General features: G+C 65.1%; 13 protein-coding genes. 8 read left to right on the plus strand and 5 right to left on the minus strand.

From position 1 onward, the window contains the following. Positions 1-334 precede the first annotated feature (334 nt). The gene (gene secA, locus JQ592_RS19370; protein WP_211404389.1) at positions 335-3175 is read right to left on the minus strand and encodes a preprotein translocase subunit SecA; all 2841 of its coding nucleotides are present in this window, start codon (positions 3173-3175) and stop codon (positions 335-337) included. A gap of 354 nt (positions 3176-3529) precedes the next feature. Between secA and JQ592_RS19375 the strand changes: the two genes are divergently transcribed. From JQ592_RS19375 to JQ592_RS19385, 3 genes are all read left to right on the plus strand, one after another. Next, positions 3530-4438 carry a peptidylprolyl isomerase gene (locus tag JQ592_RS19375; RefSeq protein ID WP_026312072.1) on the plus strand — a complete coding sequence of 303 codons (909 nt, stop codon included), beginning with the start codon at positions 3530-3532 and terminating at the stop codon, positions 4436-4438. A gap of 101 nt (positions 4439-4539) precedes the next feature. Next, a complete protein-coding gene (gene argJ / locus JQ592_RS19380; protein ID WP_211404390.1) occupies positions 4540-5781 on the plus strand; it encodes a bifunctional glutamate N-acetyltransferase/amino-acid acetyltransferase ArgJ in 1242 nt (413 codons plus the stop codon). Positions 5782-5791: 10 nt separating this feature from the next. Further along, a complete protein-coding gene (locus tag JQ592_RS19385) occupies positions 5792-6202 on the plus strand; it encodes a (deoxy)nucleoside triphosphate pyrophosphohydrolase (RefSeq protein WP_061850212.1) in 411 nt (136 codons plus the stop codon). A 204-nt stretch (positions 6203-6406) separates the two neighbouring features. Here JQ592_RS19385 and JQ592_RS19390 read toward each other — a convergent pair whose 3' ends face one another. Continuing rightward, positions 6407-7255, minus strand: coding sequence for a methyltransferase domain-containing protein (locus tag JQ592_RS19390; protein ID WP_211404446.1), 849 nt, complete (start codon positions 7253-7255; stop codon positions 6407-6409). A 151-nt stretch (positions 7256-7406) separates the two neighbouring features. Here JQ592_RS19390 and JQ592_RS19395 point away from each other — a divergent pair, with 151 nt between their 5' ends. The 4 genes from JQ592_RS19395 to JQ592_RS19410 are packed head-to-tail and all read left to right on the plus strand — an operon-like array spanning position 7407 to position 9881. Continuing rightward, positions 7407-8204, plus strand: coding sequence for a ComF family protein (locus JQ592_RS19395; RefSeq protein WP_211404391.1), 798 nt, complete (start codon positions 7407-7409; stop codon positions 8202-8204). Positions 8205-8251: 47 nt separating this feature from the next. Continuing rightward, entirely contained in the window at positions 8252-8527 is a 276-nt protein-coding gene (gene grxC / locus JQ592_RS19400) for a glutaredoxin 3 (RefSeq protein WP_211404447.1), read from the plus strand. Further along, positions 8524-9402 carry a carbon-nitrogen hydrolase family protein gene (locus tag JQ592_RS19405; RefSeq protein ID WP_211404392.1) on the plus strand — a complete coding sequence of 293 codons (879 nt, stop codon included), beginning with the start codon at positions 8524-8526 and terminating at the stop codon, positions 9400-9402. Before grxC ends, JQ592_RS19405 begins: the two co-directional genes overlap by 4 nt. Further along, the gene (locus JQ592_RS19410; RefSeq protein WP_211404393.1) at positions 9399-9881 is read left to right on the plus strand and encodes a DUF1178 family protein; all 483 of its coding nucleotides are present in this window, start codon (positions 9399-9401) and stop codon (positions 9879-9881) included. Before JQ592_RS19405 ends, JQ592_RS19410 begins: the two co-directional genes overlap by 4 nt. Positions 9882-10018: 137 nt before the next feature. Here JQ592_RS19410 and JQ592_RS19415 read toward each other — a convergent pair whose 3' ends face one another. The 3 genes from JQ592_RS19415 to JQ592_RS19425 form a co-directional block, all read right to left on the minus strand. Beyond that, positions 10019-10918 carry an EamA family transporter gene (locus JQ592_RS19415; RefSeq protein WP_211404394.1) on the minus strand — a complete coding sequence of 300 codons (900 nt, stop codon included), beginning with the start codon at positions 10916-10918 and terminating at the stop codon, positions 10019-10021. 284 nt (positions 10919-11202) lie between these two features. Beyond that, complete coding sequence (ubiG, locus tag JQ592_RS19420) at positions 11203-11970, minus strand: bifunctional 2-polyprenyl-6-hydroxyphenol methylase/3-demethylubiquinol 3-O-methyltransferase UbiG (protein WP_211404395.1); 768 nt, start codon at positions 11968-11970, stop codon at positions 11203-11205. Between the two features lie 14 nt (positions 11971-11984). Next, positions 11985-12452, minus strand: a complete 468-nt coding sequence (locus tag JQ592_RS19425) for a PH domain-containing protein (RefSeq protein ID WP_211404396.1) — start codon at positions 12450-12452, stop codon at positions 11985-11987. A 152-nt stretch (positions 12453-12604) separates the two neighbouring features. Between JQ592_RS19425 and JQ592_RS19430 the strand changes: the two genes are divergently transcribed. After that, complete coding sequence (locus JQ592_RS19430) at positions 12605-13861, plus strand: aspartate kinase (protein ID WP_211404397.1); 1257 nt, start codon at positions 12605-12607, stop codon at positions 13859-13861. The last annotated feature ends 177 nt before the right edge of the window (positions 13862-14038 follow it).

Consider the following 14038-nt stretch of genomic DNA (forward strand, 5'->3'; position numbering starts at 1 on the left):
CGAATATCAATTCCATCGTCGTCCTGGACAAGCGAAGCTCGCGACTACGCGCAGCGTTGTCGCGAGCGCAGCGCAGATCCAGGACCCATTACCACCGCATTTGGTTTGACGAAGACTCGCGATCGCCAGCTTCACGCGACAACTTCGCCTTGGGGTAATTTGTCCTGGCTTTCGCCAGGACGACGATGTGGGGCGAGGCGCGCACGACACCCTCACCTGTCATCGCCCGCGAAGGCGGGCGATCCAGTATTCCAGAGACGATTGTGATTGAGCCGAGAGGCTGCGGCGTACTGGATGCCCCGCCTACGCGGGGCATGACAGTATCACCTAGCGGTTAAGCATACCGCCCGTGGCAGTGCTTGTACTTCTTGCCTGAGCCGCACGGGCAATCCTCGTTGCGGCCGACCTTGCCCCAGCTGGCGGGGTTCTTGGGATCGCGCAGCGCCGCGGCGGTGGCCTGCGCGCCCAGCGTGACGCTGGCGAGCGCCATCTCGTCCTCGCCGGTGTTCGGGTCGAGCTTGTGCGCTTCCATCGCCGGCAGGATGGGAGCTTCCTGTTCCGGCGGGACGATCTCGACCCGCATCAGCTGGGCCGTGACAGCCTCGCGCAGGTGCGCGCTCATCTCCTGGAAGAGATTGAAGGCCTCGGTCTTGTACTCCTGCAAGGGATCGCGCTGGCCGTAGCCGCGCAGGCCGATGACCTGGCGCAGATGGTCGAGCATGATCAGGTGCTCGCGCCAGAGATGGTCGAGCGTCTGCAGCAGGATGGTCTTCTCGACGTAACGCATCACGTCGGGACCCCATTGCGCGACCTTGGCCGCCATGTGCTCGTCGGCCTTGGTCTCGATGCGCGTGAGCAGCTCCTCGTCGGCGATGCCCTCTTCCTTGGCCCAGTCGTCGACCGGCAGATCGAGATCGAGCACGCGCTTCAGCTCTTCCTTCAGGCCGGCGACGTCCCACTGCTCGGCATAGGCATGCTCGGGCACGTGCTTGGCGACGAGGTCGTCGATGAAGGCGTGGCGCATGTCGGTGACGGTCTCGGCGACGCTGTCGTCCTTCATCAGGTCGACGCGCTGGTCGAAGATCACCTTGCGCTGATCGTTCTGGACGTTGTCGAACTTCAGGAGGTTCTTGCGGATGTCGAAGTTGCGGGCCTCGACCTTCTGCTGCGCCTTTTCGAGCGCCTTGTTGATCCAGGGATGGATGATCGCCTCGCCCTCCTGCAGGCCGAGACGCTGGAGCATGCTGTCGAGGCGATCCGAGCCGAAGATGCGCATCAGATCGTCTTCCAGCGACAGGAAGAATTTCGAGCGGCCGGGATCGCCCTGACGGCCGGAACGGCCGCGCAGCTGGTTGTCGATGCGGCGGGATTCGTGGCGCTCGGAGCCGATGATGTAGAGGCCGCCGGGCTTCTTCACGGTCTTGGCGGGCTTACTGCCCTTCGCCGGCTCGGTCTCGACGGTCTCCTCCGCCTTCAGCACGATGTCGCGGAAGTGCGCGATGTCGGCCTTGATCTGCTCGATCTTCTTCGCCTTCTCGGCCTCGTCGGTGATCCCTGAGGTCTCCTGCTGGATGCGCATCTCCAGCGAGCCGCCGAGCTTGATGTCGGTACCGCGGCCGGCCATGTTGGTCGCGATCGTGATCGCACCGGGAACGCCGGCTTCCGCCACGATATAGGCTTCCTGCTCGTGGAAGCGCGCATTCAGCACCGCGAACAGCTTCGACGGCTTGCCGGCGCGGGCGGCGGCATAGAGCTTGTCGAGCGCGTTCTCCTTGCCGAAATCGATCTGCTTGTAGCCGTTCTGCTTCAGGAACTCGGCGAGCACTTCCGACTTCTCGATCGAGGCCGTGCCGACCAGCACCGGCTGCAGCCGCGCATTGGCGCGCTCGATCTCGGCGAGGATCGCGGCGTATTTTTCCTTCTGGGTGCGGTAGACCTCGTCGTCCTCGTCGAGGCGCGCGATCGACAGGTTGGTCGGGATCTCCACGACCTCGAGCTTGTAGATGTCGAACAGTTCGTCCGCTTCGGTCGCGGCCGTACCGGTCATGCCCGCAAGCTTCTCGTACATGCGGAAGTAGTTCTGGAAGGTGATCGAGGCCAGCGTCTGGTTCTCGGGCTGGACCTGGACGTGCTCCTTGGCTTCCAGCGCCTGGTGCAGGCCCTCCGAATAGCGCCGGCCCGGCATCATGCGTCCGGTGAACTCGTCGATGATGACGACCTCGTCGTCGCGGACGATGTAGTCCTTGTCGCGCGTGAACAGCGTGTGGGCGCGCAGCGCCTGGTTGATGTGGTGCACGACGGAGACGTTCTCGACGTCGTAGAGCGACTCGCCCTTGAGCTGACCGGCATCGCGCAGCAGCGTCTCGATCTTCTCCATGCCGGCTTCGGTGAGCGTCACCGTGCGCTGCTTCTCGTCGACCTCGTAATCGGTCTTGTCGAGCCTGGGCAGGAAGCCGTCGATGGTGTTGTAGAAATCCGAGCGGTCGTCGAGCGGACCGGAGATGATCAGCGGCGTGCGCGCTTCGTCGATCAGGATGGAGTCGACCTCGTCGACGATGGCGAAGAAGTGCGGCCGCTGGACCATGTCCTCGAGCCGGTACTTCATGTTGTCGCGCAGATAATCGAAGCCGTATTCGTTGTTGGTGCCGTAGGTGATGTCGCAGGCATAGGCCGCCTTGCGCTCGGCATCGTCGAGCCCGTGCACAATCACACCGGTGGTCATGCCGAGGAAGCCGTAGATCTGGCCCATCCAGCCGGAGTCACGGCGGGCGAGGTAGTCGTTGACGGTGACGACGTGGACGCCCTTGCCGGCGAGCGCGTTGAGATAGACCGCAAGCGTTGCGACCAGCGTCTTGCCTTCGCCGGTCTTCATCTCGGCGATGTCACCCTCGTGCAGCACCATGCCGCCGATCAGCTGGACGTCGAAATGACGCTGGCCGAGCGTGCGCTTGGCGGCCTCGCGCACCGTGGCGAAGGCGGGCACCAGCAGATCATCCAGGGTCTTGCCCTCGGCGAGCTGCTTCCTGAACTCGGCGGTGCGGGCCTTGAGCGCCTCGTCGGAGAGTTTCGAGACCTCGGGCTCCAGCGCGTTGATCGCGTTGACGCGGGATTGGTATCCCTTCACCCGCCGGTCGTTGGCGGAGCCGAAAAACTTGCGGGCGAGCGCGCCGATCATGCCTAGTTCCTGTGTTCGCGATTCAACCGCGTTGCAGCCAAGAAGTTGTCACCCGCCTGCCTTATCAACTCACCGTGACGCCTGATGGCGTCAGAGCCCGGACTGCGGGGGGTCATCCGCCATATGGGTGGGAATTGGGCAAGTCTGGGTTCAACGGCCAAAAACGCAGCAAAATAAACGCCATCGCCATGGACGCGACCGGGCAGAGATATGGCCCGGTCATGGCCTTGTCAACGGCGGGCGCCTTGCCGCTAATTCATCATTTTGACAGACTTTTCGCGTTGCCAAGCCCCCCTGATTGGGCGAGTGTCCGCCCCGCTCGAGCAGCCCCCTGCTTCAACAAAAGGATTTTCCATGACCACCTCGTTCCCGGTAACGAAAACCGGCCTGCGCTTCGGCCTCGCCACCGCCCTCGTGGGCTGCCTTGCGCTGGCGCTGATCGCGGGTCCCGGCCGGGCTGCCGACGATCCGGTGCTGGCCAAGGTCAATGGGGCTGAAATCAAGAAGAGCGACGTCGCCATGGCCGAGGAGGAACTCGGGCCGAGCCTCGCCCAGATGGACCCGGCGACCAAGGACGAGAACGTCCTGTCGTTCCTGATCGACATGAAGATCGTCAGCAAGGCTGCCGAAGACAAGAAGGTCGCCGACAGCGAGGAGTTCAAGAAGCGCCTGGCGTTCGCCCGCAACCGCCTGCTGATGGACAGCCTGCTCGCCAATGAGGGCAAGGCCGCGACCACCCCGGACGCGATGAAGAAGGTCTATGAGGAGGCCTCCAAGCAGATCACCGGCGAGCAGGAGGTGCGCGCCCGCCACATCCTGGTCGAGACCGAGGACGAGGCCAAGGCGGTGAAGGCCGAGCTCGACAAGGGCGCCGATTTCGCCGAGCTCGCCAAGAAGAAGTCCAAGGATCCGGGCTCCGCCGACGGCGGCGACCTCGGCTTCTTCACCAAGGAGCAGATGGTGCCGGAATTCTCGGCCGTGGCCTTCGCGCTCGAGCCGGGCAAGATCTCCGACCCCGTCAAGTCGCAGTTCGGCTGGCACATCATCAAGGTCGAGGAAAAGCGCGCCCGCAAGGCGCCGGACTTCGAGCAGGTCAAGGCCCAGATCGAGAACTACGTCACCCGCAAGGCCCAGGCCGACTACGTCGCCAAGCTGCGTGCCGAAGCCAAGGTCGAGCGGCTGGACCAGCCGGCGGCGGACGCCAAGCCGGCCGATGCGGCCAAGCCCTCCGACAGCAAGATGGCGCCGCCGGCGAAGAAGTAAGAATTCGCTGTCACTTCTCGGACGCCAATAGTATCTAACGTCGCAATGGCCGGGCAAATGCCCGGCCATCTGCATATCCAGACCCACCAAGGCGCCCCACGATGTCCTCAGCCGTCTCCCCGCTCGCCCCGAAACACGTTCCCGACATGCCCGTGATCGCGGGCATCCGCCTTGCGACGGCCGAGGCCGGCATCCGTTACAAGAACCGCACCGACGTGCTGCTGGCGGTGATGGACAAGGGCACCGCGGTGGCCGGCGTCTTCACCAGGTCGAAATGCCCGTCGGCGCCGGTCGAATGGTGCCGCGCCAAGCTGAAGGGCGGCAAGGCGCGCGCGCTGGTGGTCAATTCCGGCAATGCCAACGCCTTCACCGGCAAGACCGGCCGCGCCTCCACCGCGCTGACCGCGAAGATCGCGGCCAAGGCGGTCGGATGCAGCGAGGGCGAGATCTTCCTGGCCTCGACCGGCGTGATCGGCGAGCCGCTGGATGCGACCAAATTCGACGGCGTGCTGGGCCGCCTCGCCGAGACCGCCGAACCCGGCGACTATCTCGCCGCAGCCAAGGCCATCATGACCACCGACACCTTCCCGAAGGTCGCGACCGCGACCGTCAAGCTCGGCAAGGCCAACGTCACCATCAACGGCATGGCAAAGGGCGCCGGCATGATCGCACCCGATATGGCGACGATGCTGTCCTTCATCTTCACCGACGCGCCGATCGCGCCCGCCGCGCTGCAGGCCCTGCTCAAGAGCGGCGTCGAGGACACCTTTAATGCGGTGACGATCGACGGTGACACCTCGACCTCGGACACGCTCCTGGCGTTCGCGACCGGCGCCGCTGCCGAGCATGGCGCACCAAAAATCAGCCGGGCCAGCGATCCGCGCCTGAAGGCGTTCGTCAAGGCGTTCAACCAGGTGCTCGCCAATCTCGCCGAACAGGTCGCCCGCGACGGCGAAGGCGCGCGCAAGCTGGTCGAGATCACCGTGGAGGGCGCCAAGACCAAGGCCTCCGCCCGCAAGATCGCGATGTCGATCGCGAACTCGCCGCTGGTCAAGACCGCGATCGCCGGCGAGGACGCCAATTGGGGCCGCGTCGTGATGGCCGTCGGCAAGGCCGGCGAGCCCGCCGATCGCGACAAGCTCTCGATCTCCTTCAACGGCATCCGCGTCGCCAAGAGCGGCGCGCGCGATCCCGACTATGACGAGGCGCAGGTGTCGGAAGCGATGAAGGCGCCGGAGATCGCGATCAAGGTTTCGCTCGGCCTCGGCAAGGGCCGCGACCGCGTCATGACCTGCGACCTCACGAAGGAATATGTCGCGATCAACGGGGATTACAGGTCGTAGGCGGACGTCGATGGCCGATCTCAAACTGACTCTGGTGGTGGCCTGCGCGCTGGTCGACGCCGACAAGCGCGTCCTGATCGCGCAGCGCCCCGAAGGCAAGGCACTGGCAGGCCTGTGGGAATTTCCCGGCGGCAAGCTCGAGCCGGGCGAGCGGCCGGAGCAGAGCCTGATCCGCGAACTGCACGAGGAGCTCGGCATCACCGTCGCGGAGCCGTGCCTGGCGCCGCTGACCTTCGCCAGCTACGGCTACGAGACGTTTCACCTGTTGATGCCGCTCTACATCTGCCGGCGCTGGGAAGGGATGGTCACCGCACGCGAAGGCCAGAACCTCGCCTGGGTCCGCGCCAACAAGCTGCGCGACTACCCGATGCCGCCCGCGGACATCCCGCTGATCCCGCATTTGATCGATTTGCTGATGTGAGCCCTACGGGCTCCATCGTCGTCCCGGACAAGCGCGCCCAAAGCGCGCGTAGATCCGGGACCCATAACCACAGGGTCATGTTGCAGAGGAAGTGGTCACTCCGAGTCCTCGCAACAACTGCGTCCTGTGATTATGGGTCCCGGCTTTCGCCGGGACGACATCAGGTTCTTGGACGACGATCTCGGCCGTAGCCGAGAAAACGACTCACTCCTTCCCCGCCTTCTTCACCGCCTCCGCCAGGCTCGCTTTCGCAGACCCCGGCCTGAGCGGCTGCTGCTGGCTCGCATGCGGCGCCCAGCCCGAGAGCCAGACGATGTCGAACGTCGCACGGATGCGGCCGTCGGCATCGGCAAAGCGCTCCGCGTAGATTTCGGCCATCCGCAGCAGCGTCGCGCGCCGGCTCGGCGTGCGGCGCCGTTCGACCAGCACGTTGGCAGCACCCATGCGGCGGAGATCCTGCATCAGTGCAAACGCATTGCCATAGCGCACCACGACGCGGTCGACATCGGTGACCGGCAGCGCAAAGCCGGCCCGCTGCAGCAGCGCGCCGATGTCGCGAAGGTCAGCGAACGGCGCGACGCGCGGCGACACACCGCCCTCGCATTCGGCCTCCGCCGCGGCAAAGGCCTGCCGCAGCTCGGTCAGACTGTCGCCGCCGATCATCGCGGCGAGCAAGAGCCCATCCGGCTTCAGCGATCGACGGATTTGCGCCAGCACGCCGGGAAGGTCGTTGACGAATTGCAGCGCCAGCGCCGAGACGACGAGGTCCAGGCTTTCTGGCGCGAAGGGAAGCTTCTCCGCGCCGGCCGCGTCGAGCTCGATCCGTTCGATGGAGGGAAGCCGCGTGCTCAGGACTTTGAGACCTTCGCCGGGCGTCCAGAGATCAGCCGGCGCGTGAAACTCACGCATCACTGCGGCCAACCGGTCTGACATGTCCTCGGCGACCCGATCGAGCAGAAAGCTCACGGCACCTTGGGCCTGCGCGCGCTGCTGCCGCGCATGCAGCAAGGCACGATCAAACAGGGCGGGCGGGGATTGCGGGTTCTGGGCCATGCCGCTGGTTACGCCGATCTCCAGGGTTCTGGCAATCTCCCCTCGCGTGTCCCGGACGCGCAGCAGCGCACCGCTGAAAGGAGCGCTGCGCTGCGTCCGGGGCACGAGAGCGTGGCTTGAGCGCAGTCGGGCGGAGCGCTAGCCTCTCCTCATGGAAGCCGACACTGCCCCTTCCCGTTCCATCTCTGCACCGTTGCGAGCCGCATGGATCGCCGGCCGCCATGCGCTGGCGCGTGCGGCACGGCTTGCGCTCGACATCGCGTTGCCGACGTTGTGCGTGTCCTGCCGCGAGCCGGTCGATGGCGAAGGCGTGTGCGCGGCGTGCTGGGCACGGCTGTCGTTCATCGAACGGCCCTATTGTCCGCGACTCGGCATTCCCTTCGTCTATGACCCCGGCCCCGACATGCTGTCGATGGAGGCGATCGCGAGCCCGCCGGCCTACCAGCGCGCCCGCGCGGCGGTGCGCTATGACGATGTCGCACGCACGCTGGTGCATGCGTTGAAATATCAGGACCGCACCGATCTGGCGCCGGCCATGGGCCGCTGGATGGCGCGCGCGGGTGGCGAGCTGCTGACGGGCGCCGACATGCTGGTGCCGGTGCCCCTGCATTGGCGGCGGGCCTGGCGCCGCCGCTACAACCAGTCCGGAGCGCTGGCGCGCATCATCGAACGGCAGAGCGGGGTCAAGGTGCGGGGCGACGTGCTGCGGCGGGTCCGTGCCACCGAGCAGCAGATCGGCCTGTCGCGGGCTCAGCGCGCCACCAATGTGCAGGGCGCATTCCAGGTATCTCCCGACCGTCAGGCCGAGGTCCAGGGCCGCCGCGTCGTCATGATCGACGACGTCCTGACCTCTGGTGCGACATTGGATGCCTGCGCGCGCGCCCTGCTCCGCGCCAAGGCAGCCCAGGTCGACGTGCTGGTGTTCGCCCGGGTTGTGGAGATCAGGTGAAGTCCCATATAATTCAATGAATTCATGACATGAAAGCGCCAGACGAGATGACTGCTGCTGTCGAAATCTACACCAGGCCGGGCTGCGGCTATTGTTCCGCCGCCAAGTCGCTGCTGAGCCGCAAGAAAGCGACCTTCACCGAGTTCGACGTCGCCAAGAACCCGTCCTGGCGCCAGGAGATGTACGGCCGCGTCGGCGAGGGCTCGACCTTCCCGCAGATCTGGATCGGCGGCGCCCATGTCGGCGGCTGCGACGACCTCTACGCGCTCGACCGCGAGGGTAAGCTCGACGGCCTGCTCGAAAGCGTGAAGGCGGTGTCATGAGCGACAACAGGACCTTCACCGCCGCGTTGGTGCAGATGCGCACCGGCCTGATGCCGGAGCCGAGCCTTGCGCAGGCCACAAGGCTGATCCGGCAGGCCGCGGCGGGCGGCGCCGATTACGTGCAGACGCCCGAAGTCAGCAACATGATGCAGCTGAACCGCAAGGCGCTGTTCGAGCATCTGCAGAGCGAAGAGGATGACGCCTCGCTGAAGGCGTACCGCGCGCTGGCGGCGGAGCTGAAAATTCACATCCATGTCGGCTCGCTGGCACTGCGCTACTCCGAAGAGAAAGCGGTGAACCGCTCCTTCCTGATCGGGCCCGAGGGCGACGTGCTCGCGAGCTACGACAAGATCCATATGTTCGACATCGAGCTGCCGGACGGCGAGAGCTATCGCGAATCCGCCAACTACCAGCCGGGCGAGACCGCCGTGATCTCCGACCTGCCCTGGGGCCGGGTGGGGCTGACGATCTGCTACGACGTGCGCTTCCCCGCGCTGTACCGCGCGCTGGCCGAGAGCGGCGCCTACTTCATCACGGTGCCCTCAGCCTTCACCCGCAAGACCGGTGAAGCGCATTGGCACGTGCTGCTGCGCGCACGCGCGATCGAGACCGGCTGCTTCATCTTTGCCGCGGCGCAGGCAGGCCTGCATGAGAACAAGCGCGAGACCTATGGCCACTCGCTGATCATCGACCCCTGGGGCGAGATCCTCGCCGAAGGCGATGTCGAGCCCGGCATCATCATGGCCAAGATCGACCCGGCCAAGGTCGAGACCGCGCGCCGCGCGATCCCGTCGCTCCAGCACGGCCGCCGCTTCGGCGTCGCCGACCCGAAGGCCGGGCCGGACCATCTGCACCTCGTCCGGGGATCGGCATGATCCGCTACGCACTCCACTGCGACCGCAACCACGCCTTCGAAAGTTGGTTCCAGAGCTCGTCGGCCTATGATTCGCAGGTCAAGCGCAAGCTCGTGACCTGCCCGATCTGCGGTTCGGCCAAGGTCGACAAGGCGATCATGGCGCCGCGCATCGTCGGAAAGAAAGGCCGCGGACGCGCGACGCCGCCGCCGGAGCCCGTGGCCGCGACCACGCCCGAGGCTGCGCCGTCAGGACCAACCTCGCTGCTGATGGCACAGGAGCGCGAGCTGCGCGCCAAGCTCAAGGAGCTGCGCGATCACATCGTCAAGAACGCCGACAATGTCGGCGACCGTTTTCCGAACGAAGCCCGCGCGATGCATTACGGCGACAAGGAGCACCGCCCGATCTACGGCGAGGCTTCGCCCGAAGAGGCGAAGTCGCTGATCGACGAAGGCATCGAGGTCTCGCCGCTGCCGACGCTGCCGGAAGACCGGAACTGACGCGCGAAGCGCGTCATCCCGGGATGGTCCGAAGGACCAGACCTCAGATGCGCAATTGCGCATCGGGGGATCTCGAGATTCTCTGGTGCGCAACTGCGCACCATAGTTCGATGCTGTGCATCGCCCCGGAATGACGACTACACCCCCACCAATAGCGCCACACCGATCACGATCAGCGCGATGCCAAGAAGCTCGCGCGGCGCGATCGGCTGCTTGAACGAGTAGTAGGCCACGCCTTGCGCGAACAGCACCTCGATCAAGGCGAGCGTGCGGACATTGGCGGCGGCCGTCAGCGCGAACGCCAGGAACCAGAACTGCGAGGCGAAGGCACCCGTGAAGCCCGCGAGCATCGACGGCCGCCAGAGTCCGAGGATGCCCCGCAACACGTCCGGCGCACGCCAGAGCAGGTAGATCGTCAGCACCAGCGTCTGCACGAACAGGCCGAGCACCAGCGTGAACGACGAGGCCGTCACGAACGACACGTTCGGCACGGTGATGATGGCGCCGCGAAAGCCGACCGCTGACAGCGCGAACGCCGCCGCGGCGACGAGGCCGGTGATGGTCGGCTTCAGCTCGGCAAAGCCCTTCTCGCCGCCGGGCCGGAGCGCGGTGACGACGACACCGACCGTCGCGATCACGATCGCCAGCACCTTCAGCCAGGTCAGATGATCGCCGAGGAAGACGAAGCCGAAGATCGCGGTCTGGATCGCCTCGGTCTTGAGGTAGGCCGTCGTCACCACGAAGGAGCGATCGTTCATCGCGAGCAGCATCAGGCCGGTCGCGACGATCTGGCTGAGCGCTCCGAGCAGCAGCCAAGGCCAGAACACGGCCGGCGGCATACCGATATGATCGCCGGTCGCGACCAGCACCACGCCGAGGAACAGCAGCGAGAACGGGAAACCGAACAGGAAGCGGATATTGGTCGCACCCCAGGTCCCCAGGGGCTTCGTCAGCGATCGCTGCATCGCATTGCGCGCGACCTGGCCGAGCGCAGCGATGATGGTGAAGGGAATCCAGAGGCTGGTGACGGTGAGCATGGGGAGTTCAGGGCAGGAAAGAATTTGCGACCAACGTGCAAGCTGCAACCCGCGCGGTCAACCGCATGGATGTCATGGGAGCGATGCTCGCGCCACAAGCTCCGCCGTCGTCCTGGACAAGCGAAGCGCAGATCCAGGACCCATTACCCCAGCGCGTGGTTTGGCGAAGACTCGTGGTTACGAGTTTCGCGCCACAACTCCTCCCTGGGGTAATGGGTCCTGGCTTTCGCCAGGACGACGCCTTTGGCGGCGAGGCAGGGAGCCCTACAAGCTGCGCCGCCCCCTCACACCATCCCCTCCGCCACCACCATGTAGTTCACGTCCATGTCGGAGGAGAGGCTCCATTTGTCGGCAAAGGGTGAGTAGACGACGCCGGTCTGCTCGGTGATGACGAGGCGGTTGTCGAGGAGGTACTTGGTCAGTTCGTCGGGGGTGACGAACTTGTTCCACTCATGCGTGCCGCGCGGCAGCCAGCGCAGGACGTATTCGGCGCCGACGATGGCGAGCGCAAAACTCTTCCAGTTCCGGTTCAGCGTCGAGACCACCATCAGGCCGTTCGGCTTCAGCATCGAGGCGCAACGCTTCAGGAACATGCCGACGTCGGTGACGTGCTCGACCACCTCCATCGCCAGCACGATGTCGAAGCGCTCGCGCGGATCGATCTCCTCCACCGTGGTGCAGCGGTAGTCGATCGCGAGATGGCTCTTGTCGGCGTGGAGCTTCGCGGCGGCGATGTTGCTCTGCGACGGGTCGATGCCGATGACCTGAGCGCCCAGCCGCGACAGCGGCTCGCAGAGCAAGCCGGCGCCACAGCCGATGTCCAGCACGCGCAGGCCGCCGAGGCAGTTGAGACTGCGCACGTTGCGCTCGAACTTGCGGCAGGCGGCGTCGCGGATATAGCCGAGCCGCAGCGGGTTGATCCGGTGCAGCGGCGCCATCTTGCCGTTGGGGTCCCACCACTCCGCCGAGAGTTTTGAGAATTTCGCGATCTCGGCTGCGTCGACGGTCGAGCCCGGCTGGGCGGAGAGGGAAGTATTTTGCTGCATGCTCATGGTTACGCGCGGTCCTACCGCGTGGTGATCGAACTACGGAAGGCGAGCGGCGAGTCGATGGTCTTGATCGTCTCGATCCCCTCGCCGACGCCGCGAATCGTCACGTCGCCGTAGTTGAGAATACGTCCAAGAATGGTCTGATCGACGTCGACACTCTCGACCTTGTCCAGCGCCATCTCGAAGGTGCGGCGCTTGATGAACCCGGTCTTGTGCACAACCCGCAAGTTGGTGACGTCGGTCTCGGTGGTGAAGCGATGGAACCAGCCCTTAAGGGTCCAATACAAGGCCGCCAGAGCCACGAGGCCCGCAGCGACGAGGCAAAGCAAAACAAGCCCATCGGCGGTAGCCTGCCGGGACAGGACGAACAGGACCAGCGCCACGACCCAGGCCACAATCGCCGGGAAATAGAAGATCCAGTGCGCATTGGTCGAATACAGCACCCGCTCGCCGGGCTGCAGGATCTCGTCGATGTAACGCGCCATGATCTCGGTTAACCCACTAGCCCCGGACCTGCCCCCGCAGGAACCCGCTTGCCCCCGGCCCCGCCGCTCTGTATACGCGCGGTCGGTGTCCGCAGGCACCCGTCCAATGCGGGTCACCATACTGATCCTTATGAGGGAATGCACGCGTCGTCATGAGCCGCCTCGTGATGAAATTCGGCGGCACATCCGTCGCCAACATCGAACGCATCCGCAACGTCGCACGCCATGTGAAGCGTGAGGTCGACGCCGGCCATGAAGTGGCCGTGGTCGTCTCGGCGATGTCGGGCAAGACCAACGAGCTGGTGGCCTGGTGCACCGAGGCCTCGCCGATGCACGACGCGCGTGAATACGACGCCGTCGTCGCCTCCGGCGAGCAGGTCACATCAGGCCTGCTTGCCATCGTGCTGCAGAGCATGGGCATCCAGGCCCGCTCCTGGCAGGGCTGGCAGATCCCGATCAAGACCAGCGACGCCCATGCCTCGGCCCGGATCGAGGACATCGACGGCAGCGAGATCATCAAGCGCTTCAAGGAGCGCAAGGAGGTCGCCGTCATCGCCGGCTTCCAGGGCCTCAACCCCGAGACGGGCCGCATCACCACGCTCGGCCGCGGCGGCTCCGACACCTCGGCCGTGGCGGTCGCCGCAGCCGTCAAGGCGGACCGCTGCGACATCTACACCGACGTCGACGGCGTCTACACCACCGACCCGCGAATCGTGCCGAAAGCCAAAAGGCTTGATAAGATCGCATTCGAGGACATGCTGGAACTGGCTTCGCAGGGCGCAAAAGTGCTCCAGGTCCGCTCGGTGGAACTCGGCATGGTCCACAACATGCCGATCTTCGTCCGATCGAGCTTCGACAAGCCCGAGGATATCGACCCGCATGCCAACCAGCCGCCCGGCACGCTGATCTGCGGCGAGGAGGAGATCATGGAAAACCACGTCGTCACCGGTATCGCCTTTTCGAAGGACGAGGCCCAGATCTCGGTGCGCCAGATCGAAGACAAGCCGGGCGTTGCGGCCTCGATCTTCGGCCCGCTGGCGGACGCCAACATCAACGTCGACATGATCGTGCAGAACGTCTCCGAGGACGGCAAGACCACCGACCTCACGTTCACGGTGCCGGCGGCCGACTACACCCGCGCCAAGGACACGATTACCGCCGCCAAGGCCAAGATCGGCTATGCCCGGCTTGATACCGCTACCGACGTCGCAAAAATCTCGGTGATCGGCAGCGGCATGCGCAGCCACGCCGGCGTCGCCGCCCAGGCGTTTTCGGCCCTCGCGGGGCGGAATATCAACATCCGGGCCATTACAACCTCCGAGATCAAATTCTCGGTTTTGATCGACACCGCCTATACCGAGCTGGCGGTGCGCACCCTGCATACGCTCTACGGCCTCGATCAGGCCTAAAGCGCGACCCGTCGCGCTTCAGATTGTCGTTTGAGCATGGTCTTTCCGGAAAACCGCTTCGCACTTTTCCGGACCATGCCTAGGCTAATTTTCTCTTAGCGGTCGCAGCAAACGCGAAGGTGTACACACCTTCGCGTTTGGCAGGCGTTTTGCTTGGCAAAACAAGCCCCAATTCGC

Origin of the sequence: Bradyrhizobium iriomotense (assembly GCF_018129405.1) — a bacterium.
Lineage (GTDB): Bacteria > Pseudomonadota > Alphaproteobacteria > Rhizobiales > Xanthobacteraceae > Bradyrhizobium > Bradyrhizobium iriomotense_B.